This window comes from Streptomyces sp. NBC_00885 (assembly GCF_045207475.1).
Taxonomy (GTDB): Bacteria; Actinomycetota; Actinomycetes; order Streptomycetales; family Streptomycetaceae; genus Streptomyces.
In genome coordinates this window covers 466285-492356 of the sequence record NZ_CP108796.1, presented here as the reverse complement: position 1 = coordinate 492356, position 26072 = coordinate 466285, and the positions used below count along the sequence as shown (strand labels likewise).

Genomic DNA, 26072 nt, shown 5'->3' with positions numbered 1-26072 from the left:
CAATGATTTGATGAATGTCTATGTTGACGCTTATCGAAACAGGTGTCATGCTGGCCGTGCAAGTCATTGACGGACGTCGAAACAGAATGGGGAGTCATCGTGACCGTGCCGCCTGTCGAGGTGCCCACCGCCCTGCCCGCCGTGGTGATCGGAGCCGGACCGATCGGCCTGGCCGCCGCCGCCCACCTCGTCGAGCGGGGCGTCCAGCCGCTGGTCCTGGAGGCCGGCGACGGTGCGGGCAGCGCCGTGCGGGAGTGGAGTCACGTACGGCTGTTCTCCGCCTGGGCCGAGCTCGTGGACCCGGCCGCCGAGAAGCTGCTGGCCCCCACCGGCTGGACCGCGCCCGACGGGGCGACCTGCCCCACCGGGGGTGACTGGGTCGACAAGTACCTTCAGCCGCTGGCGGACACGCTGGGCGACAGGGTCCGTTTCGGCGCCCGCGTCACCGGTGTCTCCCGGCTCGGCCGCGACCGCGTGGTGGATGCCGACCGCGATCAGCAGCCGTTCACCGTCCACATCCGGGGCGCCGACGGCACCGAGGAGCGGCTCACCGCCCGCGCCGTCATCGACGCCTCCGGCACCTGGTCCACTCCCGGCCCGATCGGCGGCGACGGCCTCCCTGCGTTCGGCGAGCGCACCGCCTCCGACCGCATCTCCTACCGCGTCCCCGACCTCAAGGACCCGGTCGTACGCGCCCGTTACGCGGGCAGGCGCACCGCCGTCATCGGCTCAGGCGCCTCCGCCTTCACCGCCCTCGCCCACCTCGCGGACCTCGCCAAGGACGCGCCGAACACGCACGCGGTGTGGGTCCTGCGGCGCGGCATCGGCGGTTCCACCTTTGGTGGCGGAGAGGCGGACCAGCTCCCCGCCCGCGGCGCGCTGGGCCTCGCGGCCAAGGCCGCGGTGGAAGACGGGTATGCCTCCGCCGTGACCGGTTTCCGTACAACCGCCGTCGAGAGGAGCGACGGCCGGCTGGTGCTGGTGGCCGAGGACGGCCGCCGCCTCGACCCGGTCGACGAGGTCGTCGTGCTGACCGGCTTCCGCCCCGACCTCTCGTTTCTCGACGAGCTCCGCCTCCGCCTGGACGAGCGCCTCCAGGCTCCGGTCGAACTGGCGCCGCTGATCGACCCGAACGTCCACTCCTGCGGCACCGTCTACCCCCACGGCGTACGCGAGCTCTCACATCCGGAGCAGGACGTCTACCTCGTCGGCATGAAGAGTTACGGCCGCGCCCCGACGTTCCTCGCCATGACCGGTTACGAGCAGGTCCGCTCCATCGCCGCTGCCCTCGCCGGAGACCAGGAGGCCGCCGAACGCGTGGAGTTGACCCTCCCGGAGACCGGAGTCTGCGGCGGTGCAGGCCTGTTCGACGAAGCCGACGCCGCAACCTCCGAGGAGGGAGGCGGCTGCTGCGCCGCCCCCACCACGTTCCAGATCGGCACCGGCGCCCCGGCGCCCGCCGGCGGCTGCTGAAATCTCACCCATCCATCCAGCAGGAGGCACGTCATGACCCGCGTACAACTCGCCCTCCGCGTCCCCGACCTCGCCGCCTCCATCGCCTTCTACACCAAACTCTTCGGCACAGGGCCCGCCAAACTCCGCGACGGCTATGCCAACTTCGCCATCGCCGAGCCGCCGCTCAAGCTCGTTCTCATTGAAGGCGACTCGGGCGAGGAAACCCGCATGGACCACCTCGGCGTCGAGGTCGAAACCACCGACGCCGTCCACGCCGCCACTGCCCGCCTGAGCGAGGCGGGGCTGGCGACGGCGGAGGAGAACGACACCACCTGTTGCTACGCACTCCAGGACAAGGTCTGGGTCCATGGCCCCGGACGGGAACCCTGGGAGGTGTACGTCGTCAAGGCCGACGCCGAAACCCTGGCCAAGCACTCGGGCAGCGCGTGCTGCGCGGACGCCGGTCAACCGGTGGCCGCCGACGGCTGCTGCTGATCCGTCGATGACCGACCTTCGCACCGACGGGGCCGCGACCGGAGCAGGGGACCGGTCGCTGCCCCGCGCCGCCCTGCCCGCCCTGTGCGCGACCCAGATCACCAGCTGGGGCATCGTCTACTACGCCTTCCCCGTCCTGCTGCCGCATCTGACAGCGGACACCGGCTGGTCGACGAGCGCGGCCACCGCGGCGTTCTCCGCCGCGCTACTGGTCTCGGCCGTCGCCGGGATACCCGTAGGGCGCATTCTGGACCGCCGCGGCCCGCGCGCCGTAATGACCGCCGGCTCCCTGCTCGCGGTCGCTGCCGTACTGACCGTCGCCTTGGCCCCCGACCTCTACGTCTTCACGCTCGGCTGGCTCATGGCCGGCGTCGGCATGGCCGCTACCTTCTACCAGCCCGCCTTCGCGGCCGTCACCCGGTGGTGGGGTCCGGACCGTGTCCGCGCCCTGACGGTCGTCACCCTCGTCGGCGGCCTCGCGAGCACCGTCTTCGCACCCCTTACGGCGACGCTGGCCGACCACCTGTCCTGGCGCGCCACCTATGCCGTACTCGCCGTCATCCTCGCCGCGGTAACCGTCCCCGCCCACGCCCTCGCCCTGCGCGCCCCCTGGCCGCCCGCGCCACCGGCCGCACCTACGAACGGCCACACGCCGATCGCCCGCAGTCGTCCCTTCCTCCTGCTCGCGCTGGCCTTCACCGTTTCCGGCTTCGCGATGCACGCGGTCGTCTTCGGTCTGGTTCCCCTTCTCTCCGAACGCGGCGCCGGCCCGTCAACGGCTGCGTGGGCACTGGGACTTGGCGGAGCGGGCCAGACCCTGGGCCGTACGCTCTACGCCACCCTCGCACGCCGCACCGGCGTCACTACCCGCACCGCGACCCTGATCGCCGCAGGCGGGGCCACCACGGCTGCGCTCGCCCTCGTCCCCGGCCCGATCCCGCTGCTGATCCTGCTCGCGGTACTCGCGGGAGTCGTACGCGGCAATCTCACCCTGCTCCACGCCACGGCCGTCACCGACCGCTGGGGCACGGCCCACTACGGCCGTCTGTCAGCCCTTCTCGCCGCTCCCGCCACCGTGGCGGCAGCCCTCGCCCCATGGGCCGGGGCGGCTCTGGCCGGATCGACGGGCGGCTATGACGGCCTCTTCCTCGTTCTCGCACTCGCTTCCGCCGTGGCGACTGTCGTAGCCACGGGAGCCGGTCTCATGCCGGCGGCGTCGCCCCGGTCCCGGGACTCTTCCGGGCCCGGGCGATGAGCAGGGCCACGTCGTCGTGGTTTCCCGGTTGGCGCAGCTCGCGCAGGAGCGCGTCGCAGGTGTCCTCGAGGGATCGCCGCGGCTGCGCGAGAAGGGCGAGGAAGGCGTCCAGACGTTCGTCGATGGCCTGGTCGCGTGTTTCGACCAGGCCATCGGTGTAGAGGACGAGTTGGTCCTCGGGGTGCAGGGCGAGCGTGGTGGTGTGGAAGGTGGTGTCGCCGACGCCGAGCGGCGCGCCGGTGGGCAGGTCGAGCAGTTCGGGGGCCCTGCCGGGGCGTACCAGCGCGGGTGGGAGGTGTCCGGCGCTGGAGATGAGGCACTGCGCGTCGCGGGGATCGTAGATGGCGTAGATGCAGGTGGTGATGGTCTGCCCCATCCGGTCGGTGATGCGGTCGAGGTGACGCAGCACCTGGGCGGGGTCGAGGTCGAGTTCGGCCAGTGTGCGGGTGGCAGTGCGGAGCTGGCCCATCGTGGCGGCGGCGGTGATGCCGCTGCCCATGACGTCTCCGATGACCAGCGCCGTCTTGTCGCCGGACAGCGGGATGACGTCGAACCAGTCGCCTCCCACCTCACTGGCGGCCAGCGCGGGCTGGTAGCGGTATGCGATCTCCAGGCCGGGCTGTTCCGGTGGCTGCTGCGGCAGAAGGCTTCGCTGCAGCGTGAGAGCCGTGTTGCGCAACTGCCGGTACCAGCGGGCGTTGTCGATGCACACCGCAGCCCGCGCCGCCAGCTCACCGGCCAGGACCTCGTCGTCGGCGTCGAACGGGTGCGGATTGGTGGTGCGCTTGAGATCCAGGGCGCCGAGTACTTCACCCCGCGCGATCAGCGGCACGGCCAGATACGAGTGCACTCCGGCTGTGGCCAGCAACTTCGCGGCTTCGGGACTGCGGGCGATGCACTTCAGGTCATCGCTGTCCACATGGGACACGCGGACCGGGCGGCCGGTGTTCACGCACTGGGTGACCAGCCGGTCGGCGTCGTACCGGGCGACCTCGCCGGGCTGGTCGGCCGCGCGTACGGCATCACTCTCGGGTGAGGCGGCGACGGCCAGGGCGCGGAAGACCGCGGGGCCTTCGTGGATCACGGTGCCCGACTGGCCGTTGAGGATGCTGTCGAGTACGTCCACCGCCGCCACGTCGGCCAGCTCGGGCACCGACACCTCGGCGAGTTCGCGGGCCGTCTGTTCGAGGTCGAGCGTGGTGCCGATACGTATGGAGGCGTCGGCGACGAGAGCGAGGCGCTGCCGGGCCTGGGCGGCCTCTCTGGTGGCCAGATATCGCTCGGTGACGTCCACGACGGAGGTGGCCAGCCCCAGGACCTTTCCGTTCGAGGATTCCAGCCGGTAGAAGGACACCGACCAGGCGTGCTCCCGGTCCGGGTCGGCCGGTGTGTGCCCGACGGACTCCCGGTCCAGGATCGGAATACCGGTGGCGAGGACCTTGCGCATCGCGGTCTCGATGGCCGCGGTGTCCAAGAACGGCAGAGCCTCTCGGACATGTCGGCCAACATGGTCGGCGGCGGGCAGGCCGTTGATGCGCTCCAGGGCGGGATTGACGGTGACGTACCGAAGATCGATGTCCACCACCGCGAGGCCGATCGGGGACTGGGAGATGAGCCGGGTGGAGAGCGCCAGATCTCGCTCCACCTGCCGCAATGTGCCCTGTTCCGTGGCCAGGCCCAAGGCGTAGAAGCCCTTCCGGTTGTCCTCCAGCCGCATATTGCGGAACTCGACCAGTCGCGTGCCGCCGTCCTTGTGCCGCACGGGAAAGACACCCGCCCAGGTCCCCTCGCCGGCCATGACCTGAGAAAACAGCCGCTTTATCAGCGCCCGGTGCTGCTCGTGGACGAGCAATCGGGCGGCGTACAGGCCGAGCGCCTCCTTGGCGGTGTACCCGAACAACCCCTCGGCCTGCGGGCTCCACAGGACTATCCGGCCGTCCGCGTCCAGCACCACGGCAGCGACATTCAGGACGTCCATGAGGCCGCTCGGCTCGGATCTGCTGCCCGTGGGCCGGGCAGGGTCGGCCGGGCTGCTGCCCGTGGGCTGGGCAGGGTCGGCAGGGAAGGATTCGGTTGTGCTCATCCCAAGCCCTCCGTCCGCCCGCCGCCATCCTTGTGCCCGGTGCTGACTCCGGCCCCGGGCGCCGCCGGTCTCGATGACTTCCATGGTCTCTCAGCGCTGCCTGCGGGCGCACCCTGCCGACCGCTACAGCTCCCGCGTACCCACGCCGAACAAAACAAGACGTCGCCGGCCCCGGCTTTCCGCTGCGAAGTCCCAGCCTGGCGGGCCGCTCGCCGCCGCGATCTCCGCCGGGCTCAATCTGCACAGGATGCTCACGCGAGGGCGTCCACCGGCGGTGTACGGTCCGCCGCGATCGGGCCCAACGAGGTGCGGCCGCCTGACCCCGCGGCGGGGGACGCGAGCTCCGCCCTCGCGCAGGCCCACAGGGCCCGCGCGATCCGCGGGCACGTGCGCCGGCCGGGCTGGCTCATCCGCCCTGCGGGCCGGCGCACGCGGCCGGCCACGGACGGGGCCTTCGGCCCGTATGCGCCGATGCAGCCCGTACGCCGACGACGCCCGTGGACCAGGTCTGCGGGCTTGCCCCTGTGCCGGACCGGCGCGCAGGAGGCTGCCTGTCGTCCTCGCGATCGCCGCAGCCCGCCCGGGCGTCTACGACAGCCTCCAGTACCGCGACGGCGTGACCCCGAAATGGGGCTCGGGAGGCACCGTGCGGCGGGGCACGCCGATCATCACCTGTCGAAGGTCGACTGGGGCAAGCTCCCGGCCGCGAAGCGGCATCATCAGCGGGGAGCCCTCGCGCAGGTCTATGTCGGCGACGAGTACGGCTCGGGGCCATCTCACCGCGGCTGACGCCCGGACAGGACGGGGGTCCTGGCGCGGGGTCACCCTGCGCGCGCCGGTGGCAACTGCTGCCTGACTCCGTGGATTTGACGATTCGTCACTGTCCCCACAGGTTGAGCGGTTTGCCATCTCTTTGCCAACAGTGCAGGAGGGATCTCTTCGCATGTCAGGGGCTGTCAGGCGACGAGCCTGCAGAGGCATCTCAAAGTTACTGTCGGGCAGTCGGGTCAGTCGCGCCCGGGGGGACCTCGGCGCGCAGGCGCCAAGTCGCAGTAGTGCGGCGATGGTTGTGAACCGCTCGGCCCGCTGCCGCTCATGGTAGGTGAGCCTTGCCTCACTTTCAAGGGGTGATCCTCGGCGCCTGGCTCTTCACACATTCCCGACACCGTCGACCCCTGTACCGGGGTATGCAGAGAAACTGGGAGATCCCAAGGTGACCACGGTCCATGACACGCTCACCACGGAGGAGTCCGGAGCCGGAGTCGTCGGCACGGCGACGGCTCTCCTCGATGACTATCGGCCCGCGACGGACCGCTTCTTCGCCTCACCGACGCGAACGCTCCTCGCCCGCGGTGTGCGTGCCTCCGTGGCGCACGACGCGCGACCGCTGACCGAGCGTGTCCAGGACGCCCTGACAGCGGCCCGGGCCTCGGGACAGCCCGACCCTGTGGTCATCGGAGCGATCCCCTTCGACCCGTCCGCGCCCGCCGCGCTCGCCGTCCCCGAGACACTGCACCGGGCACCGGCCCTGTGCAAGGACCCGCTGATCGCGCTGCCGGCGCCCCAACCGGCCGCGACCGCCTGGAAGATGCGCCCGGTGCCCCTGCCCGAGCAGTACGCGGCCGCTGTCGCCTCGGCCGTCGGCCGGATGAAGGCGGGCGAGTTCCGCAAGGTCGTCCTCGCACGCGCACTCGACCTGACCGGCGACCGGGAACCCGACGTGCCCGGAATGCTCCAGCGCCTCGCCCGCCGTGACACCCGCGGCTACACCTTCGCGATGCCCACGGGCACGGACCGCACCCTGCTCGGCGCCAGCCCCGAACTGCTCGTCTCCCGGCGCGGCAGCAGCCTGCTGGCCAACCCGCTCGCCGGTTCCACACCCCGCTCTGCCGACCTGGCCGAGGACGTGCGCCGCGCCGCCGCGCTGCTCGAATCGCCCAAGGACCTGCATGAGCACGCCGTCGTCGTGACCGCCATACGTGAGGCGCTGGCCCCGTACTGCACCGACCTCGTCGTGCCCGAGCGGCCCACCCTCGTGAAGACCGCCGCCATGTGGCACCTTTCGACAACCATCACCGGATCCCTCGCCGGGCAGCCGGTCTCCGCACTGGAACTCGCCCTCGCACTGCACCCCACACCGGCCGTCTGCGGGGAGCCGACCGCGCTGGCCCGCAAGGTCATCGGGGAACTCGAGCCGTTCGACCGCGGGCTGTATTCCGGCGTCGTGGGCTGGGGCGACGCGCAGGGGGACGGCGAGTGGGTGGTGACCATCCGCTGCGCCGAGGCGGCCAGGGGCGGTCTGCGACTGTTCGCCGGGGCGGGTGTGGTGGCCTCGTCCGACCCGGCGGCCGAGACCGCCGAGACGAGCGCCAAGTTCCGTACCTTCCTCGACGCCGTGGGGGCAGAACTGTGAGCGCCGACGCGCCCACCTGGCCCGCCGACTTCGCCGCGCGCTACCGCGCGGCAGGCTACTGGCAGGGGGAGACGTTCGGGCAGATGCTGCGGGCCCGTGCGGTGCAGTACCCGGACCGGGTCGCTGTCGTGGACCCGGCCGGGGCCGGGCGGCGCTGGACCTACGCCGAGCTTGACCGCCGGGCCGACCGGCTCGCCGCCGGTTTACGCGACTTCGGCATCGGCAGGGGCGACCGGGTCGTGGTGCAGTTGCCGAACGTCGCGGAGTTCTTCGAGGTGGTCTTCGCGCTGTTCCGGATCGGCGCGCTGCCGGTCTTCGCCCTGCCGGCCCACCGGGAGGTGGAGATCGGGTACTTCTGCTCGTTCTCCGAGGCGGTCGCGTATGTCATCGCCGACCACCACGAGGGCTTCGACTACCGGGGCCTCGCCACCAAGGTCAAGGAGCAGGCGCCCACGCTCCGCCATGTCTTCGTCGTGGGGGAGCCGGGCGAGCACACCGTGCTGAGCGCCGTGCCGCGCGAACCGGCCGGGACCCTTGATCCTGATGGGCCTCAGGCGTCGGACCTGGCCTTCCTCCAGCTGTCCGGCGGCAGCACGGGAGTGCCGAAGCTGATTCCCCGTACGCACGACGACTACTTGTACTCGCTGCGCGGATCGAACGAGATCTGCGCCGTGGACGAGGACAGTGTGTATCTCGTCGTCCTGCCCGCCGCGCACAACTTCCCGCTCAGCTCGCCGGGTTCGCTGGGCACCCTGTGCGCGGGCGGACGGGTGGTGCTGTGCCCCGGCCCGGCTCCCGAGACCGCCTTCCCGCTCATCGAAGGCGAGGGAGTGACGATCACCGGCCTCGTGCCCCCGCTCGCCCTGGTGTGGACCGAAACCGCCCGCAGCACAGCGCACGACCTGTCCAGCCTGGACGTCCTGCTGGTGGGCGGCGCCAAGCTCAGTGAGGCGGCAGCCCGGCGCGTACGTCCCGCGCTCGACTGCACGCTCCAGCAGGTCTTCGGCATGGCCGAAGGCCTCGTCAACTACACCCGGCTGGACGACGACGAGGAGACCATCCTCACCACCCAGGGCCGCCCCATCTCGCCCGACGACGAGATCCGCATCGTCGACGACCAGGACGAGGACGTCGCACCGGGGGAGCCGGGCCATCTGCTCACCCGCGGCCCCTACACCATCCGGGGCTACTGGCGTGCTCCCGAGCACAACGAGCGCTCGTTCACGCGGGAGGGCTTCTACCGCACCGGCGACATAGCCCGTGCCACCCCGAGCGGCCACCTCGTGGTCGAGGGGCGCGCCAAGGACCAGATCAACCGCGGCGGCGAGAAGATCGCGGCCGAGGAGGTCGAGAACGTCATCCTCGGCCACCCTGCCGTGCACGACGTGTCCGTCGTCTCCGTACCCGACGACTACCTCGGCGAGCGCACCTGCGCCTACGTCATCCTCCGCGAGGCGGGCGAGCTGCGCCCCGCCGCCCTGCGACGGTTCGTGCGCGAACGCGGTCTGGCGGCCTACAAGGTGCCCGACCGCGTCGAGTTCGTCGATGTCTTCCCGCACACGGGTGTCGGCAAGGTCAGCAAGAAGGACCTGCGCACGACGGCCACCCACCCCGCCCATCCCTGAAAGGCACTCCCTTCCATGGCGCTGCCCGCCATCGCCCCCTACGCCATGCCCGGCGTCGCCGGCCTGCCCGAGAACCGGGTCGACTGGACCGTCGATCCGGCGCGAGCCGTTCTGCTCGTCCACGACCTCCAGAACCACTTCCTGTCGGCTTTCGAGGCGGATGCCTCACCCGTGACCGAACTCCTCGCCAACACCGCCCGGCTGACCAAGCAGGCCCGCAGCCGCCGCATCCCGGTCGTCTACTCCGCGCAGCCCGGCGGACAGAGCCCCGAACAGCGCGGTCTCCAGCAGGACTTCTGGGGGCCGGGGCTGCCCGCAGACCCGCACGCGGAAGCCATCGCCGCGGCCGTGGCTCCCGAGGACGGCGACACCGTCCTGACCAAGTGGAAGTACAGCGCCTTCGTACGGTCCGACCTCGCCGCGCTGATGGAACTCCAGGGCCGCGACCAGCTCGTCATCACGGGTGTCTACGCGCACATCGGCGTGATCATGACCGCCTGCGACGCGTGGATGCGCGACATCCAGGCTTTCGTCGTCGCCGACGCCGTCGCCGACTTCGGCGAGGACGAACACCGATCGGCGCTGCGCTGGGCCGCCGGCCGCTGCGCCTTCGTCACCACCACCGACGCGCTCTTCAAGGGGGACTGACTCGTGGCGCTGACCATGCAGCAGATACGTGAGGACGTCGCCGATGTGCTGGGGGAGGACCCCGCGGACATCCCCGACGACGAGAACCTCGCCGACTACGGGCTCGATTCGGTCCGGCTGATGAGCCTGGTCGAACGGTGGCGGCGTGAGCACGGCGCCGACATCACGTTCGTCGCCCTCGCCGAACGCCCCGCCATCGAGGCGTGGTCGCCCCTGCTGGGGGCCGAGGCATGACGGCCCCGCCGACAGCCGAACCCGCCGCGGAGAGGGGAGCGGCGGCCGGAGAGGGTCTTCCACTGACCGCCGCCCAGTCGGGCATGTGGTACGTGCAGGCACTGGACCCTCAGAGCCCCGCGCTCAACACGGCCGAATACCTGGAGATCGAGGGTCCCTTGCGGCCGGAGCTGCTGGCCCGGGCGCTGCACCGTACCGCTCTCGAGGCGGACGCGCTGTGCGTACGGATCGCGGAAACACCGGAAGGACCACGGCAGTTCGCCCTCGACCCGGGCGCGCCCGGCCACGGCTTTCCGCTGCACACCGCCGATCTGCGCTCGGAGCCGGATCCGCAGGCGGCGGCTCGCGCCTGGATGGACGACGACCTGACGCGGCCGTTCGACCTCGCGGCCGCGCCGCCGTTCCGGCACGCGCTGTTCCGGGTCGGCGACGAGCGCTGGCTGTGGTACCAGTGCGTGCACCACATCGTCATGGACGGCTTCGGCTACTCACTGCTCGCCCGCCGCACGGCGGAGGTCTACACGTCCCTCGCCGCGCGGGAGGAGCCGGACGCGAACCCCTTCGGCCGCCTGGCCGAACTGATCGCCGACGACGCCGCCTACCGCGACGGCGACCAGTTCGACAAGGACCGGACTCACTGGGCGCAGGCTCTCGCCGACCGTCCGCAGGCGCCCGCGCTCGCCGGACGTACCGTGCTGCCCTCCCGTACCTTCCTGCGGCGCAGCGCCCAGGTCCCCGCCGGGACCACGGCCCGGCTGCGGACGCTCGCGGACGAACTGCGCGCCACCTGGCCGGAGTTGCTGGTCGCGGCCCAGGCCCTCTATGTCTCGCGGGCCGTCGGCACCCCTGACGTCGTGCTGGGGATGCCGATGATGGGCCGTATGGGCTCGGTCGCCCTGCGGATTCCCGGCATGGTGATGAACGTGCTGCCGCTGCGGCTGACCGTCGCGCCGGACACCACGCTGGCCGGACTGACGCGGCAGGTCGTCCTCGCCGTACGCGCCGCCCGCCGCCACCAGCGCTACCGGATCGAGGACATCAGGCGTGACCTCGGCCTGCTCGGCGAGGGCCGGGCGCTGGTCGGTCCGCTGGTCAACATCATGCCGTTCGACTACGCACTCACCTTCGGCGGCAGCGGCGCCGTCCCGCACAACCTCTCCGCGGGCCCGGTCGACGATCTCACCGTCAATGTCTACGACCGGACCGACGGCCGTGGCCTGCACATCGACCACGACGCCAACCCCGCCGCGTACACCGACGACGAACTCCTCGCCCACCAGAGGCGGTTCCTGCACCTGCTCGACCGGATCGCCGGCTGTGATCCGGCGGCACCGCTCGCACGGCTCGGCATCGCGACCGAGGAGGAACAGCAGCGCGTCCTGGCCGAGTTCAACGACACCGCCCGGCCGCTGCCCGCGACCACCCTGATCGGCCCCGTCGAGGCGCAGGCACGCCGCACACCCGACGCCCCGGCCCTCGTCTTCGGGGACAGGACGCTGACGTACGCGGAGCTGAATGCCGAGGCGAGCCGTCTCGCCCGTCATCTGACCGGACACGGTGTACGGCCCGGCTCGCTGGTGGCGATCGCCCTGCCGCGCTCGGTGGAGCTGATCGTCGCCCTGCTGGGCGTACTCAAGGCGGGTGGCGCCTACCTGCCGCTCGATCCGGGCTATCCGGCAGGCCGCCTCGCCGACATGCTGGAGGACGCCGCGCCGGTCTGCGTGGTCACCGACTCGGCCACCCGCACCCGACTGCCCCACACGGAGCTGCCGTACATCCTGCTCGACCGGACGGATCTCTCGGCCCTGTCCCCGCTCGACCCGCCGCGCGCGCTCACGCCGCAGCACCCGGCGTATGTCATCTATACGTCGGGGTCCACGGGCAGGCCCAAGGGCGTCGTGGTGCCGCACGCGGCCATCGACAACCGGCTGCGCTGGATGCAGCACACCTACCCGCTCGGTCCCGGCGACCGGGTGCTGCAGAAGACACCGTCCGGCTTCGACGTGTCGGTGTGGGAGTTCTTCTGGGCCCTGCGCGAGGGCGCCACCCTCGTCGTCGCCGCACCCGAAGGACACAAGGACCCGGTCTATCTGGCCCGGACCATCCAGGAGCAGGCGATCACTGTCTGCCACTTCGTGCCGTCCATGCTCCAAGTGTTCCTCGCGGAGCCGGAGGCCACCGGATGTTCCTCGCTGCGGGACGTCTTCTGCAGCGGTGAGGCTCTGCCCAGGGACGCCGTGCAGGACTTCCACCAGACCTTGCCCACGGCGCGGTTGCACAACCTGTACGGCCCCACGGAAGCAGCCGTCGACGTCACGCACCACACCTGCACACCCGGTCGGAGCGGGCCCGTGCCCATCGGCCGTCCCGTGTGGAACACCCGGCTGTACGTCCTGGACGCGGCGCTCAAACCCTGTCCGCCCGGCGTCACGGGCGAGCTCTACCTCGCCGGTGTCCAGCTCGCCGACGGCTACCTCCGCCGCCCCGGCCTGACCGCGACCCGCTTCGTCGCCGACCCCTACGGCGAGGGCGGCGCGCGTATGTACCGCACGGGCGACCTCGCCCGGTGGACCGCCGACGGTGAGGTCACCTACCTGGGGCGCACCGACCAGCAGGTCAAACTCCGCGGCCAGCGCCTCGAACCCGGCGAGATCGAGGCCCATCTGGCGGCGATGGACGCGGTGACCGGCGCCTGTGTGACGGTGCGCGAGGACCGGCCCGGTGACCAGCGGCTCGTCGCCTACATCACCGGCGGCGACGCGGTACCCGACCAGGAGACTTTGCGCGCACGCCTAGGCACGCTGCTGCCCGAGTACATGGTGCCCTCGGCGATCGTCCGCCTCGACGACTTTCCCCTCAGCCCCAACGGGAAGCTCGACCGCAGGGCCCTGCCAGCCCCCGCCACCGACACGCACACCGGCGGGCGGGCACCCCGCAACCCCACAGAGGAGACACTGACCCGCCTCTTCGCCGAAGTCCTCGGCCTCGAACGGGTCGGCACGGACGCCGCGTTCTTCGACCTCGGCGGCACATCCCTGCTGGCCGCCCGCCTCATGTCCCGTATCCGCGAAACGCTCGGCATCAGCGCCCCGATCGGGACCCTGTTCCGCGCGCCGACGCCGGCCGCGCTCGCCGAGCGCCTCACCGACGACAACGGCCCCGACACCGCGCTGGAGGTGCTGTTGCCGCTGCGTGCGAGCGGCGAGCGCATCCCGCTGTTCGTCTTCCACCCGGCCGGTGGCATCAGCTGGTGCTACTCGGGGCTCCTCTCCGGTCTCGGCAGCGGACAGCCCGTCCACGGCCTCCAGGCCCGTGGACTGATGCACGACGAGGAAACCCTGCCCGCCACGATGGACGAGATGGCCGCCGACTACGTGGCGCAGATCCGCACCGTCCAGCCGCACGGTCCGTACCGGCTCCTCGGCTGGTCCGTAGGAGGCGTCATCGCCCATACAGTCGCCGTCCATCTCCAGCAGGGCGGCGAACAGGTCGACCTGCTGGCACTCATGGACGCCTACCCCTCGGACCAGTGGCGCGACCTCGCCGGACCCACCGAGGCCGACGCGCTCAACGCCCTTCTGCGCATGGCCGGTTTCGAGGGCGGTGACTCACTCACCCGGGACGGCGTCCTCGCCACGTTGCGCCGCGAGGGCAGTGCGCTCGCGGCCCTTCCCGAGCGGGTGCTGACCGCCGTCCTCGGCATCGTCACCAACAACGCCCGCCTCATGCGTACCCACCGCCACCAGACCTTCGAGGGGGACCTGCTGTTCTTCACGGCAGCCGCGCCCCGTGCCGAGGACTGGCTCACCCCGCACGCCTGGCGGCCGTACATGAGCGGCAGGCTCGACGAGCACAGGCTGGACTGCCTGCATCCCGAGATGACACAGCCACGGCAGCTCGACGAGATCGCCACCGTCCTCATGGCCCGGCTGAAGGAACTCGACACATGACCCAGCCCTTCGACCCCACGGGCACCTCCGAGCCCACCCATCTCGTCCTCGTCAACACGGCAGGGGCACGGTCGCTGTGGCCGGTATTCCTGCCCGTGCCGGCGGGCTGGGCCAAGGAACACGGCCCCGCATCACACGAGGACTGTCTGCGGGCACTGACGCCCGCACAGCCCGCGCCGCCGGCCCCGCCCGGCTGATCCGGCCGAACAGAAGGCCGGGACACGAATTCCGACGAACTTGCGGCGCCCTTGCGGACGAATTCGGCGACCGCATTTCCGATTCCCGGCCGGAACGTGTCAGCGATATGTCAGACGAGGGGGAACGACCGACAACTGACAAGCCCTGCCTTCATAGTGAGGCAGGGGCCCAGCAGGGGCGCATATCCACGGTGCCACAAACCGGCATCCACTTCTCATTGTTCTGGAGGAACAAGCATGTCCCGCACCCGAAGCACCATTCGCCGCCGGGTCCTACTCGCCGCCGCCATAACCGCCACCTGCGCGCTCGGCCCGGCCGGTATTGCCATGGCCGCTGCCCCGGCCCAGGTTCACACGCTCCAGGCGTCCTACACGGTCGACTCCGCCCAACTGGGCCAGGGGCTCTACCAGTCCGCCTACTCCGCGCGGAACAATGTCCTGTGGGTAACCAGCTCGGTCGGATACCCCCCGGTCACCAAGACCCAGCTGCTCAAGGTGGACCCGGCGACCCTGAAGGTGAAGGCCGCCTACACGCCGCCCCTCAAGGACGAGGCCACCGGTGCGCGGGAGGCCGTCTACGGAGTGGCCGTCGACGACGTGCACAACACCGTGTGGACCACCAACACGCTCGACAACTCCCTTGCCGTCTACAGCCAGCGGACCGGCGAGCACCTGGCCACGCTGCCCGGCGTGAAGCACGCCCGGGACGTCGTCGTCGACCAGCAGCGCAACCTAGCCTGGACCGCCGGGCTCGAGGACGGCAGCATCGTCGCCTTCGACACCCGTACATACCAGGAGAAGAAGCGCGTCACGGTCACGGGCGCGACGCCCGCGGGCGTGACCGTCGACGAGCGCACCGGCACCGTTTACGCAGCCGATCTGACCAACGGTCAGCTCATCGAGGTCTCCCCGGCATCCAGCACGCCCAGGCTCATCCCGGCCGGCAAGGGCACGATCGACGTGGCGCTGTCCGGCGACGGCAGGACCGCCTACGCCGCCAACCAGGCGAGCGGTTCCCTCGCCGTCATCGACCTGCGCGCGGGAGTGGTGCAGAAGGAGATCGCGACGGGAGCGGGCGCCCTCGCGGTCGCGACCGACGCGTGCACGGGCAACGTCTTCGTGGCCAACAGGGAATCCGGTACGACCTCGGTGGTCGACCCCCGCAAGGGACTCGTTCTCGCGAACCTCGCGACCGGCGCGAACACGGACCATGTGGTCATCACGCGTGGCACGGCCTATGTCGTCGACAAGGCGGCGGTCGGAGCCGAGGCGATGGACTCCATCCACCGCATTCGCGCGACCGGCTGACCGGCTGCCGCGCCCGAGCGCCCCGGACGGCGGGCTCCGCCGTCCGGGGCGCTCTGCTCTGTCACGGCCCGGTCCCGTGCACCCGACCTAAAAGCGCCTTGATGTCCGAAAAAGCCCACAAGGGCGGTTCATCTTTATTGTTATTCGATGCCCCCATAAGAGAAACCCGGGCGAATTCCATTTATCCGGAGCGCACCGCCGCAAACCGGACTCGGTTGCCTTCTCCTCCAGTGAAATGGGTCACGTTCGGCAGTGCCCGCGCACGGCGGCGTGGCGCCCAGTCCCGTTCTGCAGAAAGAAAGTTGAGATTCTCGATCTTGCCGACCGGCGGGAATTTCTCGCGATTAATCCCCCTCGCGAATTGAAATGTGAATTCGGGACTTGTTTCGCCCGGTCTGCCTCGCTTACGGTCACGACAACCCGGATGGACCGCCGAATCCTGCCGCCGTCCGGAAACCGCACCCACCCACTCACGGACGTACGGCAGGAGCGGGGGACCCAGGTAAGCCGCCGATCCGGAATACGGAACGGCTTGGGGTGAAGTCGCCGTCACAATGCGGCCGGGCATCTCCAGCCCGAACCCGACAGCTCACCTCGCAGGCGACGGAGAGGAATTCGTCATGCCCGCAAAGGGTAAGCATCGCCGTCCCAAGTCCAGTGCATTCAGCCGCGGTCTCGCCGTCGCGGGCACCGGTGGCGCCGCACTCGTCCTGCCGGTGATCGCCACGACCGCCGCCTCCGCGCAGACGGCACCGCAGTCCACCCCCGCCGCCAAGACCTCGGCCGCAGCTCCGGCCCTCGCGAAGAAGGCCGGCACCACGACCTACTCCGTCGTCGCGGGGGACTCCCTTTCCAAGATCGCGGACCAGCTCAACGTCACCGGCGGCTGGAAGAAGCTCTACAAGGACAACCGCAAGGTCGTCGGTGACGACCCGCGGCTGATTCACCCGGGCCTCAAGCTGACGATCGGCAAGAAGGCCAAGGCTGCCGCCGCCTCCGACCGGGCTGACCGGGCCGACCGCTCCAAGCGCACGACGAAGCTGACCCCGGCGAAGAGTGCCCCCGCCGCGAAGCCGAAGAAGACGTACTCCAACGACCTCGACGGCTGGATCAAGGAGTCGCTGGACGTGATGGCCAAGCACGGCATCCCCGGCAGCTACGACGGCATCCACCGCAACATCATGCGCGAGTCCTCCGGCAACCCGCTGGCCATCAACAACTGGGACTCCAACGCCGCGGCCGGAACGCCGTCCAAGGGCCTCCTCCAGGTCATCGACCCCACGTTCTTCGCCTACCACGTGCCCGGCACGTCGATGGACAGCTACGACCCGGTCGCCAACATCACCGCCGCGTGCAACTACGCCGCCGACAAGTACGGCTCGATCGACAACGTGAACGGCGCGTACTGACCGACCTCACAGGTCGCGGCGGTTCACGGCGAGAAGGGCGAGAACCGCCGCGACGAGCGGCCGGGCCGTGCGGGTCCTTTTGCCTACCGGTCCTTCGAGAGCGCGAGCAGTTCGGCGAACAGACCCCCGGCGTGGACCAGGTCCTCGTACCGGCCCTGTTCGGTGATCCGGCCCTGCTCCATGACGATGATGCGGTCCGCCAGCCGGGTGTTCTCCAGCTGATGCGTCACCACGACCGTGATGCGGTCGGCGGAGATCGCCTTGATGGCCTCGAGGATGCCGTGTTCACCGCGCGCGTCCATCTGCGACGTCGGCTCGTCCAGGATCAGCAGGGAAGGCCGCCGGTACAGAGCGCGTGAGCAGACCAGACGCTGCCACTGCCCACCTGACAGCTCGGATCCGCCGTACAGTTCGCGCGCCAGCAGCGTGTCGAGTCCCTTGGGCAGGTCGTCGATCGCCGCGCGCATCCCCACGGCGTCGACGGCGTCCCACACCGGCCCGTCGTCGAAGGTGCGGGGCTGCCCCAGCGTCACGTTCTCCCTTGCGCGCAGGGGCCATTGGGCGAAGATCTGCGGGACCAGCCCGGTCCCCGCCCACACGGAGTCGGGGTGGGCGGCGGCGAGATCGATGTCACCCCAGGTCACTCGGCCCTTGTCGGCCAGGAAGATCCCGGTGATCAGCCGCGTCAGGGTGGACTTGCCCGAGCCGTTCTCCCCGACGATCGCGACGATCTCGCCACGGCGGAGCGTGAGGGAGACATGGTCGACGGCCGGAGCCTCCTTGCCGGGGTACTGGTAGACCACCTCATCGAGCCGGATCTCCTCCACGCTCCCGGGGGCGGTCAACGCGCCGCGTTTGGGGGCCAGTTGCTCGGCCAGGTCGAGGAAGGACCGCATGTCGGCGAGGTACAGGCTGGTGTGGAACATCGCCGCGCCGTTGATGACGAGCTGCGAGAGCGCGGCCAGCGTGGTCTGAACGGCGACAACGGCGGTCGCGGCGATGGCGATGCCGACTCGGCCGGTCATCGCGAGCCAGGCCAGGGTGGCCCACGTGCAGAGGAGGAACAGCCCGCCGAGAGCGGAGGTGGTCAGGACGATGCGCAGCATCCGGGGCGCGATCGTGAGGGTGCGCCGGTCGATACGGTCGGACAGCGTGCGGTACCAGAACAGCAGGTAGTCGGTCATGCCGTTCGCACGGACCTCGTCGCCGTACTTGGACGTCGTCGCCCACCAGCGCATCATTCCGCGGATGTTGCGGTCGGCGACATTGGCGTAGTGGGTCTCGTAGTCCACCTTGGCCGAGAGTACGGCGCCGATACCGGCCGGGAGCACGGCGAGCAACAGCAGCGGCAGCATCAGCGGGTGCATCAGCGTCAGGACACCGCCGGCGGCGACCATGCGCACCAGCGCTGCCATGAAGCGCTGCGCGTCCTTCACCATCAGCGTCGTGCGGAGCACGCCCATCTCCGCGGCTTCCTGCCGGTCGGCGAACCCGTCCTTGCTGTAGGCGGACGCCTCGACCCGGCAGACCGCTTCGACGAGTGCGGTGTCGGCCGCCGTGGTCAGCGTGGGCGTGATCCGGCCGTCCGCATAGGAGGCGAAGGCTCCGGCGATCCGTCCCGCGGCGGCCGCCGTCCCGACGACCAGCAGCGCGGGGAACGCCGCGTGGAGACGGGCGGAGACCTCGCCGCTGCCGAGGAGGGGATGCATCGCGCGGGCGGTGAAAGCAAGCAGTACGGCGGCTGCGACACCTGTGAGGACCTGGCAGGCCAGCAGAAGAATCACAGCCGCGCGGTCGATACGCCAGGCCATCCGTGAGGTCTGCCCCAGCACCGCCGGCAGGCGGGAGCACAGTGCGGTGAACGAGACCTCGCCGAGGGGGTTCTTGCCGTAGTGGCCCTCGAAGGTGATCTCCGCGGGCGGGGGAGGCGGCGGCGTTGCCTCGTTCGCTGCGGCGGCGGAGTTGGTGTCGGTCACCTGCCGACCTCCACACGTGTGGACGTGGACGCGCGCAGGCCGAGGTGAGCCCTGACGGTCCGCTCGAACACCAGGTGAACTCCGATGACGTTGGCACATGGATGCATAAAGGCTCCTCGGATGTCGGTGACTGGGTCAGCGCTTGAACAACGTTGCTGATCAGCGGCGCGTAACGGTCGAGTCGTCGATCGGAAGTTCGACCGCTCCGCCCGGTGCCTGTCAGGACTGGGCAGAGGGGTCGTGATCCATAGTTCGAATCACCCGCGCGGGAATCGGTACCCGTTCCGGGGATTGCCCGGTGAGCGTCCGATGTGGTTCCTCCCGCGCCGGGATACTGGTCGGACCTGGATCGACTTCGCTGACCACGAGGGACTGACACATGGCGGACGACGGGCAGAACAAGGGCAGTTGGCGACGGGGCGCGGGCGCGGGCGCGCGCGGGCGCGGGCGCCACGTCGCTGTCATCGGGGGCAGCCTGGCCGGGCTGCTGGCGGCGCACGTACTCGCCGAGCACGCCGACACGGTGACGATCGTCGAGCGCGACCGACTTCCCCAGAGGCCCGAGCCGCGTCCCGGCGTGCCGCAGGGGCGCCACGCTCATGTGCTGCTCGAAGGCGGACAGCTCGCCCTCGAGGCCCTACTGCCGGGGTTCATGGACGAGTTGAGGGCCTCGGGGGCACCCAGGCTCGGTCAGCCTTCGGACATGGTGCAGTGGCAGAGCGGCCGCTGGTTCAGGCGTACGGAGCCGACCTCGTACATCTACACCGGCTCCCGCGGACAGATCGAGCACCTGGTGCGCGAGCGCGTGCTGGCCAACCCGGCGATCACGACGGTCACATCGACGGAGGCAGTCGGGCTCCTCGGCGACGCCTCCCGGGTGCGGGGCGTGCTGCTGCGCCCGCGCGGCGAGGGCGCCCGTGCCGTCGGACAGGAGCCGCAAGTGCTCGAAGCCGACCTGGTGCTCGACGCCTCGGGACGCGGTTCGCACGCCTCGCAGTGGCTGTCGGCGATCGGCGCCGAGCCCCCGGAGGAGGAGAGCATCGACACGGGTCTCGCCTACGCCTCCCGCATCTACCGCAACAAGAGCGACAACCTCGGCTCCGATTCTCTCGGTTATTTCGTCTTCCCCAACCCCTCGCAGGTGTGCGGCGGCGGAGTGCTGCCGCTGGAGGACGGCCGCCATCTGGTGATTCTGTCCGGCGTGCGCGGCGACGAACCGCCCACGGACGAGGAGGGGTTCGAGGCGTTCGCGGCCCGTTTCCCGCATCCCTTCATCCATGACTGGATGCGCGAGGCCGAACCGGACACACCGCCCTTCGGCTTCCGCCAGACGTCGAACCTCCGCCGCCGCTACGACCGCCCGGGCCGCCGCCCCGCCGGATTCCTCGCGACGGGCGACGCGGTGTGCACGTTCAACCCGATCTACGGCCAGGGCATGGCGGTCGCCGCGATGAGTGCGGTGGCGCTGCGTGGCGCGCTGACCCACCCGCGGCGTACGCCGACGACACGCCATGTCCAGCAGGCGCTGTTCGAGGCGTCGCGCCAGGCCTGGGACATCTCGGCGGGCGCGGACAGGAAGATGCCGGGCGCGGTGGGCAACGCGGTCAGCACCCGGGCGGCGGACCGTGTGGCGGGCTGGTACCTGGCCCGCGTCCAGCAACGCTATCCGGGCGACCCGGTTGTGGGCCCGGCCTTCCGCTCAGTACTGACCCTGACCTCACCGCTCACCACGCTGTTCGCACCGAAGGTGGCGAGGGCGGTGCTCTTCGGGCCGGTTCCGGAGACGCCGTTGGAGCCCCCGATGACGCGGGAACCAGGGAGCGGCTGAGGGCCCGTCGGCCCCGGCGACGGGACGGGCCAGAGCGTCGTCGAGGGTGACGGCCGTCGCATCAGGCGCCGGCGGCCGCGCGCCGGATCGCGTCCAGCGTGCGCTCCACGTCCTCGTCCGTCGTCGACCAGTTGCTCACCGAGATCCGCATGACGCGGCGGCCGTGCCAGATGGAGCCGCTGATCCACGCCGTGCCGTCGGCGAGCAGCCGGGTCAGTACCCGTTCCGTGCGTTCCTCGTCGCCGAACTCGGCACAGACCTGGGTGAACTCCACGTCGTTGAGCACCGTGGCCCCGTCGATCCCGGAGATACCGGTCGCGAACGCGGAGGCGTGCCGGCACAGCCGGTCGACCAGGTCGGCCACACCGGACCGGCCGAGCGACCTGAGCGCGGCCCACACGGTGAAGGCCCTGCCCCGTCGGGAGAGTTCGGGGACCTTGTCGATCGGGTCCCCCTGTTCGTCCTGGATGAGGTAGTCGCCTTGGAGGCCCATCGCCGCCCGGAGTGCGGACGGGTCGCGCACTATGGCGAGACCGCAGTCGTACGGAACGTTCAGGGTCTTGTGGGCATCCGTCGCCCACGAGTCGGCGCCGGCGCAGCCCGCCATCAGATGCGCGTACGCGGGTGAGGCGGCCGCCCACAGTCCGAACGCGCCGTCGACGTGCACCCACGCGTCCGCCTCGTGAGCGGCACCGACCGTCTCGGTGAAGGGGTCGAAGGCACCGGAGTGGATGTCTCCCGCCTGGAGGATCACGATCGTGGGGCGCTGTCCGCCGGCGGCCAGGGCGTGCCGCAGCGCCTCGGGCTCGATGCGTCCCTGATCGTCCGCCTTCACCAGTTCGGGTTCGCCGAGCCCCAGGTAGCGCAGGCCCAGGTCGATGGCCATGTGGCGGTCCGCGCCCGCGATGACATGTACGGGCGGTCCGCCCGCGAGCCCGTCGCGGGCGACGTTCCAGCCTGCGCGCCGCAGCACCGCGTCGCGGCCGGCGGCGAGGCAGGTGAAGCTCGACATCGTGGCGCCGGTGGTGAAGCCGACGGCGCTGTCGGCAGGCAGACCCAGCAGGTCGAGCAGCCACGCGCCTGCGATGTCCTCCGCCGCCGCGTGCGCGGGCGAGACGGCGCGCATGACGCTGTTCTGGTCCCAGGCGCTGACCAGCCAGTCGGTGGCCAGGGCGGCCGGTTCACTGCCGCCGACGACGAACCCGTAGAAGCGGCCGCTGGGAAACGCGGTGAGTCCCGGCTCGCAGGCGCCGGCCAGCAGCTCGACGACGTCGGCGGGAGTACTCGGATCCTCCGGCAGCTCGGTCCCGAGCGCGCGCACGATCTCGTCGACCGAGGCGCGAGCCGGAACGGGGCGATCGGACAGGCTCGCCAGCCAGCGGACGGCGTGGTCGTACGCCTGGTGCAGCGCTGCCTCGCGCGCGTCCATGCCTCGGACTATGAGACAGGTGCGGCCGCCACGCAACCGGAGGCGGAACCCGGGGCGGAACCGGACGGCTAACTCTGGCGGACGGCTGCCCGCTGGCGGGCCGTTCGTACGGCGGCGGAGAGGTGACCGATGTCGTAGGCGCCGTGGTGGCGGATCCCGTTGATGAAGAAGGTCGGTGTCCCGGACACGCCGCTGAGGTCGGCGGATTCCACGTCCTCGGCCACCCGTTCCGCGCCCATCCGGTTGCGCAGATCGCGCACGAAACGCTGGACGTCCAGGCCGATCTGCTCCGCGTAGCGGACCAGGTCCGTGGGCTTCAGCGCGTCCTGGTGTTCCATGAGGACGTCGTGCATCCGCCAGAAGGCGTCCTGCACGGCCGCGGCCTCGGACGCTTCCGCGGCGAGTTGGGCGCGGGGGTGGACGTCGGTAAGGGGCAGGTGCCGCCAGACGTAGCGGACATCTCCGAAGTCGGCGAGGAGAGCGCGGACGACGGGTTCCGCCTGGCCGCAGTAGGGGCATTCGAAGTCGCCGTACTCGACCATGGTCACGACAGCGTCCGGGCGCCCGCGGATGTGGTCGCGTTCGGGGTCGACAGGCGCGGCGAGGTCGACGATGCCCTCTGTCGCGCCCAGCAGTGCACGAATCTGTGTACGGCGCGGGAGCAGCCGGATCACGGCCGTGACCGCCCAGGTGAGGGCGAAGGCGCAGATCACCGCGCTGAGGATGCCGATCTTCGCCTGTTCCAGCTGGTCGCCGCTGAAGGCGAGGGTCGCGATCAGCAGGGACACGGTGAACCCGACGCCCGCGATGGTGCCGCCGGCCGCCGTCGCGCCCCAGCCGACCGGCGGGCGCAGCTGCCCGTGGCTGAAGCGGAACGCCAGCCACGACGTCCCGAGAACCGCGATCGGCTTGCCCAGGACGAAGCCGAGCAGGACGCCGAGCGTGATCGGTGAGTCCGCGGCGCGCGACAGCTGTTCGGCGCTGATCGGGATGCCCGTATTGGCCAGCGCGAACAGCGGCACGATCACATAGCTCGTCCACGGGTGGAACATCCGCTGCAGCCGCTCGTTCGGCGAGATGGCCGATGCCAGCCCCTGCCGTACCGAGCGCTCGAGGTCCGGTGTCGGCTGCTCGCGGAACAGCCGGAACAGCCCGCTCGCCCGCTCCAGGTCGCTCCGGGCCGCGGGATACGCGTACGTGATCAGCCCGACGGCCAGACCGGTGACCACCGGGTCGACGCCGGACTTCAGCAGCGCCGTCCAGATCGCGATCCCGAGCAGCGCGTACACCGGACCCTGGCGAACCCCTGCGGCCCGCAGCCCCAGGATCCCGCCGAAAATGCCCAGCGCCACCAGGAGGGCCGGGACCACGATGCGGTCACTGTAGGCGACAGCGATGACGCCGAGCGCGACGAAGTCGTCGACGACGGTGACCGTGAGGATGAAGACCCGCAGGCCGGCCGGGAGGCGCGAGCCGAGCAGGGCGAGCATGCCCAGGGCGAAGGCGGTGTCCGTGGACATCGCGACGCCCCAGCCGTGCACCGAGGCGTGGCCGCCGTTGATGCCGAGAAAGATGGCCACCGGGACGACCATGCCGGCGATGCCGACGAGCAGCGGCAGCGTGACCCGTCGCCGTTCGCGCAGTTCGCCCATGTCGAACTCCCGCCGGGCTTCGAGTCCGACGACGAAGAAGAACAGGGTCATCAGCCCGTTGTTGACCCAATCGCGCAGGTCGAGCGACACACCATGGGAACCCAGCTCCAGCGACAGGTGCGTGCCCCAGAAGGTGTCGTAGGAGCCGGGCCAGATATTTGTCCAGACGAGCGCCGCCACCACCGCGGCCAGCAGGAACGTGGCACTGCCCGTCTCGGTCCGCAGAAAGTGCCGCCACGGCGTCCGCGCGTCGTCGCCGCACACGGTCTGCCCGGACATGCTTCCGGCCGCGGAGGGTTCGGTCACCCGGTGATTCTCTCCCGTACCCGGCCCTCGAGCCTGCTGTCGCGCGGATCGCCGTGTCACCCGTGGTGCCCCGGGCCCCGAAGCGGTGGGCGACGACGCCCGGTACGGCATCGTCCAAGGCTGAAACAGCACCCACCGCCACGGCTCGGCGTCCGGACGGACGCCGGTTACTTCACGTTGACCGCGCCCCAGGCGGCGGCGACCGTCTTCGCCTCGGTGCCGTCCGCGCCGTACAGGTCGCCCGCCGCCTTCACGGTCGCCTCACGGGCGGCCTTGTAGTCGGTCGTGGAGGTCATGTACGTGGTGAGCGCCTTGTACCAGATCTTGTAGGCCTTCTCCCGGCCGATCCCGGTGACCGTCGAGCCGTCCGAGGTCGGTGAGTCGTAGTCGACCCCGTTGATCGTCTTCTTGCCGCTGCCCTCGGACAGCAGGTAGAAGAAGTGGTTCGCGATGCCGGAGGAGAAGTGGACGTCCACATCCCCGGCGCCTGCCTTCCAGGCGTCCAGGGACTTCCCGTCCTTGCTGGGCTTGTCCATGTAACGCAGCGGCGTGCCGTCACCGTTGATGTCGATCTCTTCGCCGATGAGGTAGTCGCCGATGTCCTCCTTGTTGTTGGCGAAGAACTCCACCGAGGTGCCGAAGATGTCGCTGGTCGCCTCGTTGAGACCGCCCGACTCACCGCTGTACTCGAGGCCCGCGGTCCGGGAGGTCAGGCCGTGGCTCATCTCGTGCCCGGCCACGTCGAGCTCGGTGAGGGACTTCTTGTCGCCCTCGCCGTCGCCGTACGTCATGCAGAAGCAGCTGTCGTCCCAGAAGGCGTTGACGTAGGACTGGCCGTAGTGGACCCGGGAGTACGCGGCCTTTCCGTCGCCCGCGATGCCGCTGCGGCCGAGTTCGGCCTTGTAGAAGTCCCATGTCATGGCGGCGCCGTAGGCGGCGTCGACGCCGGCGGTCTGCCGGTTGTCGTTGCTGCCGCTGCCCCACTTGTCGTCGTCGTCCGTGAGCAGCTTGCCGGTGCCGCTCTGGCCCTGGTTGAGGTCGTACGTCTTGTGGCCTCCGCGCTCACCGTCGGTGAGCTCGAATCCGGAGCCGTTCTTCGTGGTGGTGAGGGGGACCTCGCCGCTGTACTGGCTGGCGCCGGTGCCCGTCTCGATGGCCTCGTACTGGTGCAGCTTCTTGCCCGTGGTGGCGTCCGTGACGATGTGCAGCCTGCTCGGCGTACCGTCCTTCTGCACACCGGTCCTGACGGTCTCGAAGGCGAGGACGGGCTTGCCGTCGCGCGCCCAGATCACCTTGCGGGCGCCGGCCGCGGCCTTGCGTACGGCATCGGTGGTCGCCACCGATATCCGGGCGTCGTTCGCCTTGTCCACGCTCTTGAGACTGCCGTCCTTGGCGGTGTGTGTGACGAGGTCACCGCCGAGGACGGGCAGCGAGGCGTACGTGCGCTCGTAGCGGGTGTGCACGGTGCCGTCGGCGTCCTTGATGACGTCGCGGACGACCAGCTTCTCCTTGGCGCCGAGACCGAGCTCTGCGGCGGCCGAAGTGGCGTCGGCCTGCGCGGACTTGATGGCGGCGGCGCGCGCGGACACGCTCGTCGGCGCGGGGGTGGGGTCGCCCGCGCGGTCGGGTGCCGTAGCGGCGGAAGCGGTCTGTACGCCGACGACCACCATGGCGGCCGTGGCCACGAGGGCAGCGGCCCGCCGGGTGTTCTTGTGGGGGGTCATGTGATCTCCGTCGTTCGGTCTGTGGGGGGTAGATCGCTATCGAACGTGCCACCGACCGACCGAAATTGACAGAGTGTCAACAATT

The 26072-nt window shown here is 70.5% G+C and carries 17 protein-coding genes and 1 riboswitch; of the genes, 12 read left to right on the top strand and 5 right to left on the bottom strand.

The window, feature by feature from the left end; genetic code table 11:
* Positions 1-99: 99 nt before the first annotated feature.
* From OHA61_RS02355 to OHA61_RS02345, 3 genes are read left to right on the top strand one after another with little or no spacing between them, the layout of a single operon-like run.
* Positions 100-1473 carry an NAD(P)-binding domain-containing protein gene (locus tag OHA61_RS02355; RefSeq protein ID WP_406301441.1) on the top strand — a complete coding sequence of 458 codons (1374 nt, stop codon included), beginning with the start codon at positions 100-102 and terminating at the stop codon, positions 1471-1473.
* A gap of 33 nt (positions 1474-1506) precedes the next feature.
* On the top strand, positions 1507-1950 hold the full coding sequence (locus OHA61_RS02350) for an ArsI/CadI family heavy metal resistance metalloenzyme (RefSeq protein WP_406301440.1): 444 nt from the start codon (positions 1507-1509) through the stop codon (positions 1948-1950).
* A 7-nt stretch (positions 1951-1957) separates the two neighbouring features.
* Complete coding sequence (locus tag OHA61_RS02345; RefSeq protein ID WP_406301439.1) at positions 1958-3205, top strand: MFS transporter; 1248 nt, start codon at positions 1958-1960, stop codon at positions 3203-3205.
* On the opposite strand, the gene OHA61_RS02340 is transcribed toward OHA61_RS02345, so the two are convergent.
* Positions 3153-5288 (bottom strand): SpoIIE family protein phosphatase, encoded by a 2136-nt coding sequence (locus OHA61_RS02340; protein ID WP_406301438.1) that lies wholly within the window; start codon positions 5286-5288, stop codon positions 3153-3155. The genes OHA61_RS02345 and OHA61_RS02340 overlap by 53 nt on opposite strands.
* A gap of 1213 nt (positions 5289-6501) precedes the next feature.
* Between OHA61_RS02340 and dhbC the strand changes: the two genes are divergently transcribed.
* The 8 genes from dhbC to OHA61_RS02300 all read left to right on the top strand — a co-directional run bounded on the left by dhbC (position 6502) and on the right by OHA61_RS02300 (position 17072).
* Entirely contained in the window at positions 6502-7701 is a 1200-nt protein-coding gene (dhbC, locus tag OHA61_RS02335) for an isochorismate synthase DhbC (protein ID WP_406301437.1), read from the top strand.
* Positions 7698-9326 (top strand): (2,3-dihydroxybenzoyl)adenylate synthase, encoded by a 1629-nt coding sequence (locus OHA61_RS02330; protein ID WP_406301436.1) that lies wholly within the window; start codon positions 7698-7700, stop codon positions 9324-9326. The genes dhbC and OHA61_RS02330 overlap by 4 nt, the downstream gene beginning before the upstream one ends.
* Before the next feature lie 15 nt (positions 9327-9341).
* Positions 9342-9974: an isochorismatase family protein gene (locus OHA61_RS02325; RefSeq protein ID WP_406301434.1), complete on the top strand. Its 633-nt coding sequence runs from the start codon at positions 9342-9344 to the stop codon at positions 9972-9974.
* Positions 9975-9977: 3 nt separating this feature from the next.
* Positions 9978-10208 carry a phosphopantetheine-binding protein gene (locus OHA61_RS02320; protein ID WP_142212278.1) on the top strand — a complete coding sequence of 77 codons (231 nt, stop codon included), beginning with the start codon at positions 9978-9980 and terminating at the stop codon, positions 10206-10208.
* Entirely contained in the window at positions 10205-14158 is a 3954-nt protein-coding gene (locus OHA61_RS02315) for an amino acid adenylation domain-containing protein (protein ID WP_406301433.1), read from the top strand. The genes OHA61_RS02320 and OHA61_RS02315 overlap by 4 nt, the downstream gene beginning before the upstream one ends.
* Positions 14155-14355 (top strand): MbtH family protein, encoded by a 201-nt coding sequence (locus OHA61_RS02310; protein WP_406301432.1) that lies wholly within the window; start codon positions 14155-14157, stop codon positions 14353-14355. The genes OHA61_RS02315 and OHA61_RS02310 overlap by 4 nt, the downstream gene beginning before the upstream one ends.
* A 237-nt stretch (positions 14356-14592) precedes the next feature.
* A complete protein-coding gene (locus OHA61_RS02305) occupies positions 14593-15663 on the top strand; it encodes a YncE family protein (RefSeq protein ID WP_406301431.1) in 1071 nt (356 codons plus the stop codon).
* Between the two features lie 453 nt (positions 15664-16116).
* A riboswitch (cyclic di-AMP (ydaO/yuaA leader) is annotated at positions 16117-16279 on the top strand.
* 4 nt (positions 16280-16283) lie between these two features.
* Complete coding sequence (locus OHA61_RS02300) at positions 16284-17072, top strand: transglycosylase SLT domain-containing protein (protein ID WP_406301430.1); 789 nt, start codon at positions 16284-16286, stop codon at positions 17070-17072.
* 83 nt (positions 17073-17155) lie between these two features.
* Here the strand turns inward: OHA61_RS02300 and OHA61_RS02295 are convergent, their stop codons facing one another.
* Positions 17156-19048 (bottom strand): ATP-binding cassette domain-containing protein, encoded by a 1893-nt coding sequence (locus OHA61_RS02295; RefSeq protein ID WP_406301429.1) that lies wholly within the window; start codon positions 19046-19048, stop codon positions 17156-17158.
* A 379-nt stretch (positions 19049-19427) separates the two neighbouring features.
* On the opposite strand from OHA61_RS02295, the gene OHA61_RS02290 reads away from it, so the two are divergent.
* Positions 19428-20876, top strand: coding sequence for an FAD-dependent oxidoreductase (locus tag OHA61_RS02290; RefSeq protein WP_406301428.1), 1449 nt, complete (start codon positions 19428-19430; stop codon positions 20874-20876).
* 61 nt (positions 20877-20937) lie between these two features.
* Here OHA61_RS02290 and OHA61_RS02285 read toward each other — a convergent pair whose 3' ends face one another.
* From OHA61_RS02285 to OHA61_RS02275, 3 genes are all read right to left on the bottom strand, one after another.
* A complete protein-coding gene (locus OHA61_RS02285; protein WP_406301427.1) occupies positions 20938-22305 on the bottom strand; it encodes a pyridoxal phosphate-dependent decarboxylase family protein in 1368 nt (455 codons plus the stop codon).
* A 68-nt stretch (positions 22306-22373) separates the two neighbouring features.
* Entirely contained in the window at positions 22374-24236 is a 1863-nt protein-coding gene (gene nhaA, locus OHA61_RS02280; protein ID WP_406307261.1) for a Na+/H+ antiporter NhaA, read from the bottom strand.
* A gap of 194 nt (positions 24237-24430) precedes the next feature.
* Entirely contained in the window at positions 24431-25987 is a 1557-nt protein-coding gene (locus OHA61_RS02275; RefSeq protein ID WP_406301425.1) for a M4 family metallopeptidase, read from the bottom strand.
* Between the last annotated feature and the right edge of the window lie 85 nt (positions 25988-26072).

Bases quoted from the DNA above. Each gene is read 5' to 3' on its own strand.
- OHA61_RS02350 (WP_406301440.1), top strand. From the start codon at position 1,507: ATGACCCGCGTACAACTCGCCCTCCGCGTCCCCGACCTCGCCGCCTCC.
- OHA61_RS02345 (WP_406301439.1), top strand. From the start codon at position 1,958: ATGACCGACCTTCGCACCGACGGGGCCGCGACCGGAGCAGGGGACCGG.
- OHA61_RS02340 (WP_406301438.1), bottom strand. From the start codon at position 5,288: ATGAGCACAACCGAATCCTTCCCTGCCGACCCTGCCCAGCCCACGGGC.
- OHA61_RS02325 (WP_406301434.1), top strand. From the start codon at position 9,342: ATGGCGCTGCCCGCCATCGCCCCCTACGCCATGCCCGGCGTCGCCGGC.
- OHA61_RS02315 (WP_406301433.1), top strand. From the start codon at position 10,205: ATGACGGCCCCGCCGACAGCCGAACCCGCCGCGGAGAGGGGAGCGGCG.
- OHA61_RS02310 (WP_406301432.1), top strand. From the start codon at position 14,155: ATGACCCAGCCCTTCGACCCCACGGGCACCTCCGAGCCCACCCATCTC.
- OHA61_RS02305 (WP_406301431.1), top strand. From the start codon at position 14,593: ATGTCCCGCACCCGAAGCACCATTCGCCGCCGGGTCCTACTCGCCGCC.
- OHA61_RS02300 (WP_406301430.1), top strand. From the start codon at position 16,284: ATGCCCGCAAAGGGTAAGCATCGCCGTCCCAAGTCCAGTGCATTCAGC.
- OHA61_RS02290 (WP_406301428.1), top strand. From the start codon at position 19,428: ATGGCGGACGACGGGCAGAACAAGGGCAGTTGGCGACGGGGCGCGGGC.
- OHA61_RS02285 (WP_406301427.1), bottom strand. From the start codon at position 22,305: ATGGACGCGCGCGAGGCAGCGCTGCACCAGGCGTACGACCACGCCGTC.
- nhaA (WP_406307261.1), bottom strand. From the start codon at position 24,236: ATGTCCGGGCAGACCGTGTGCGGCGACGACGCGCGGACGCCGTGGCGG.
- OHA61_RS02275 (WP_406301425.1), bottom strand. From the start codon at position 25,987: ATGACCCCCCACAAGAACACCCGGCGGGCCGCTGCCCTCGTGGCCACG.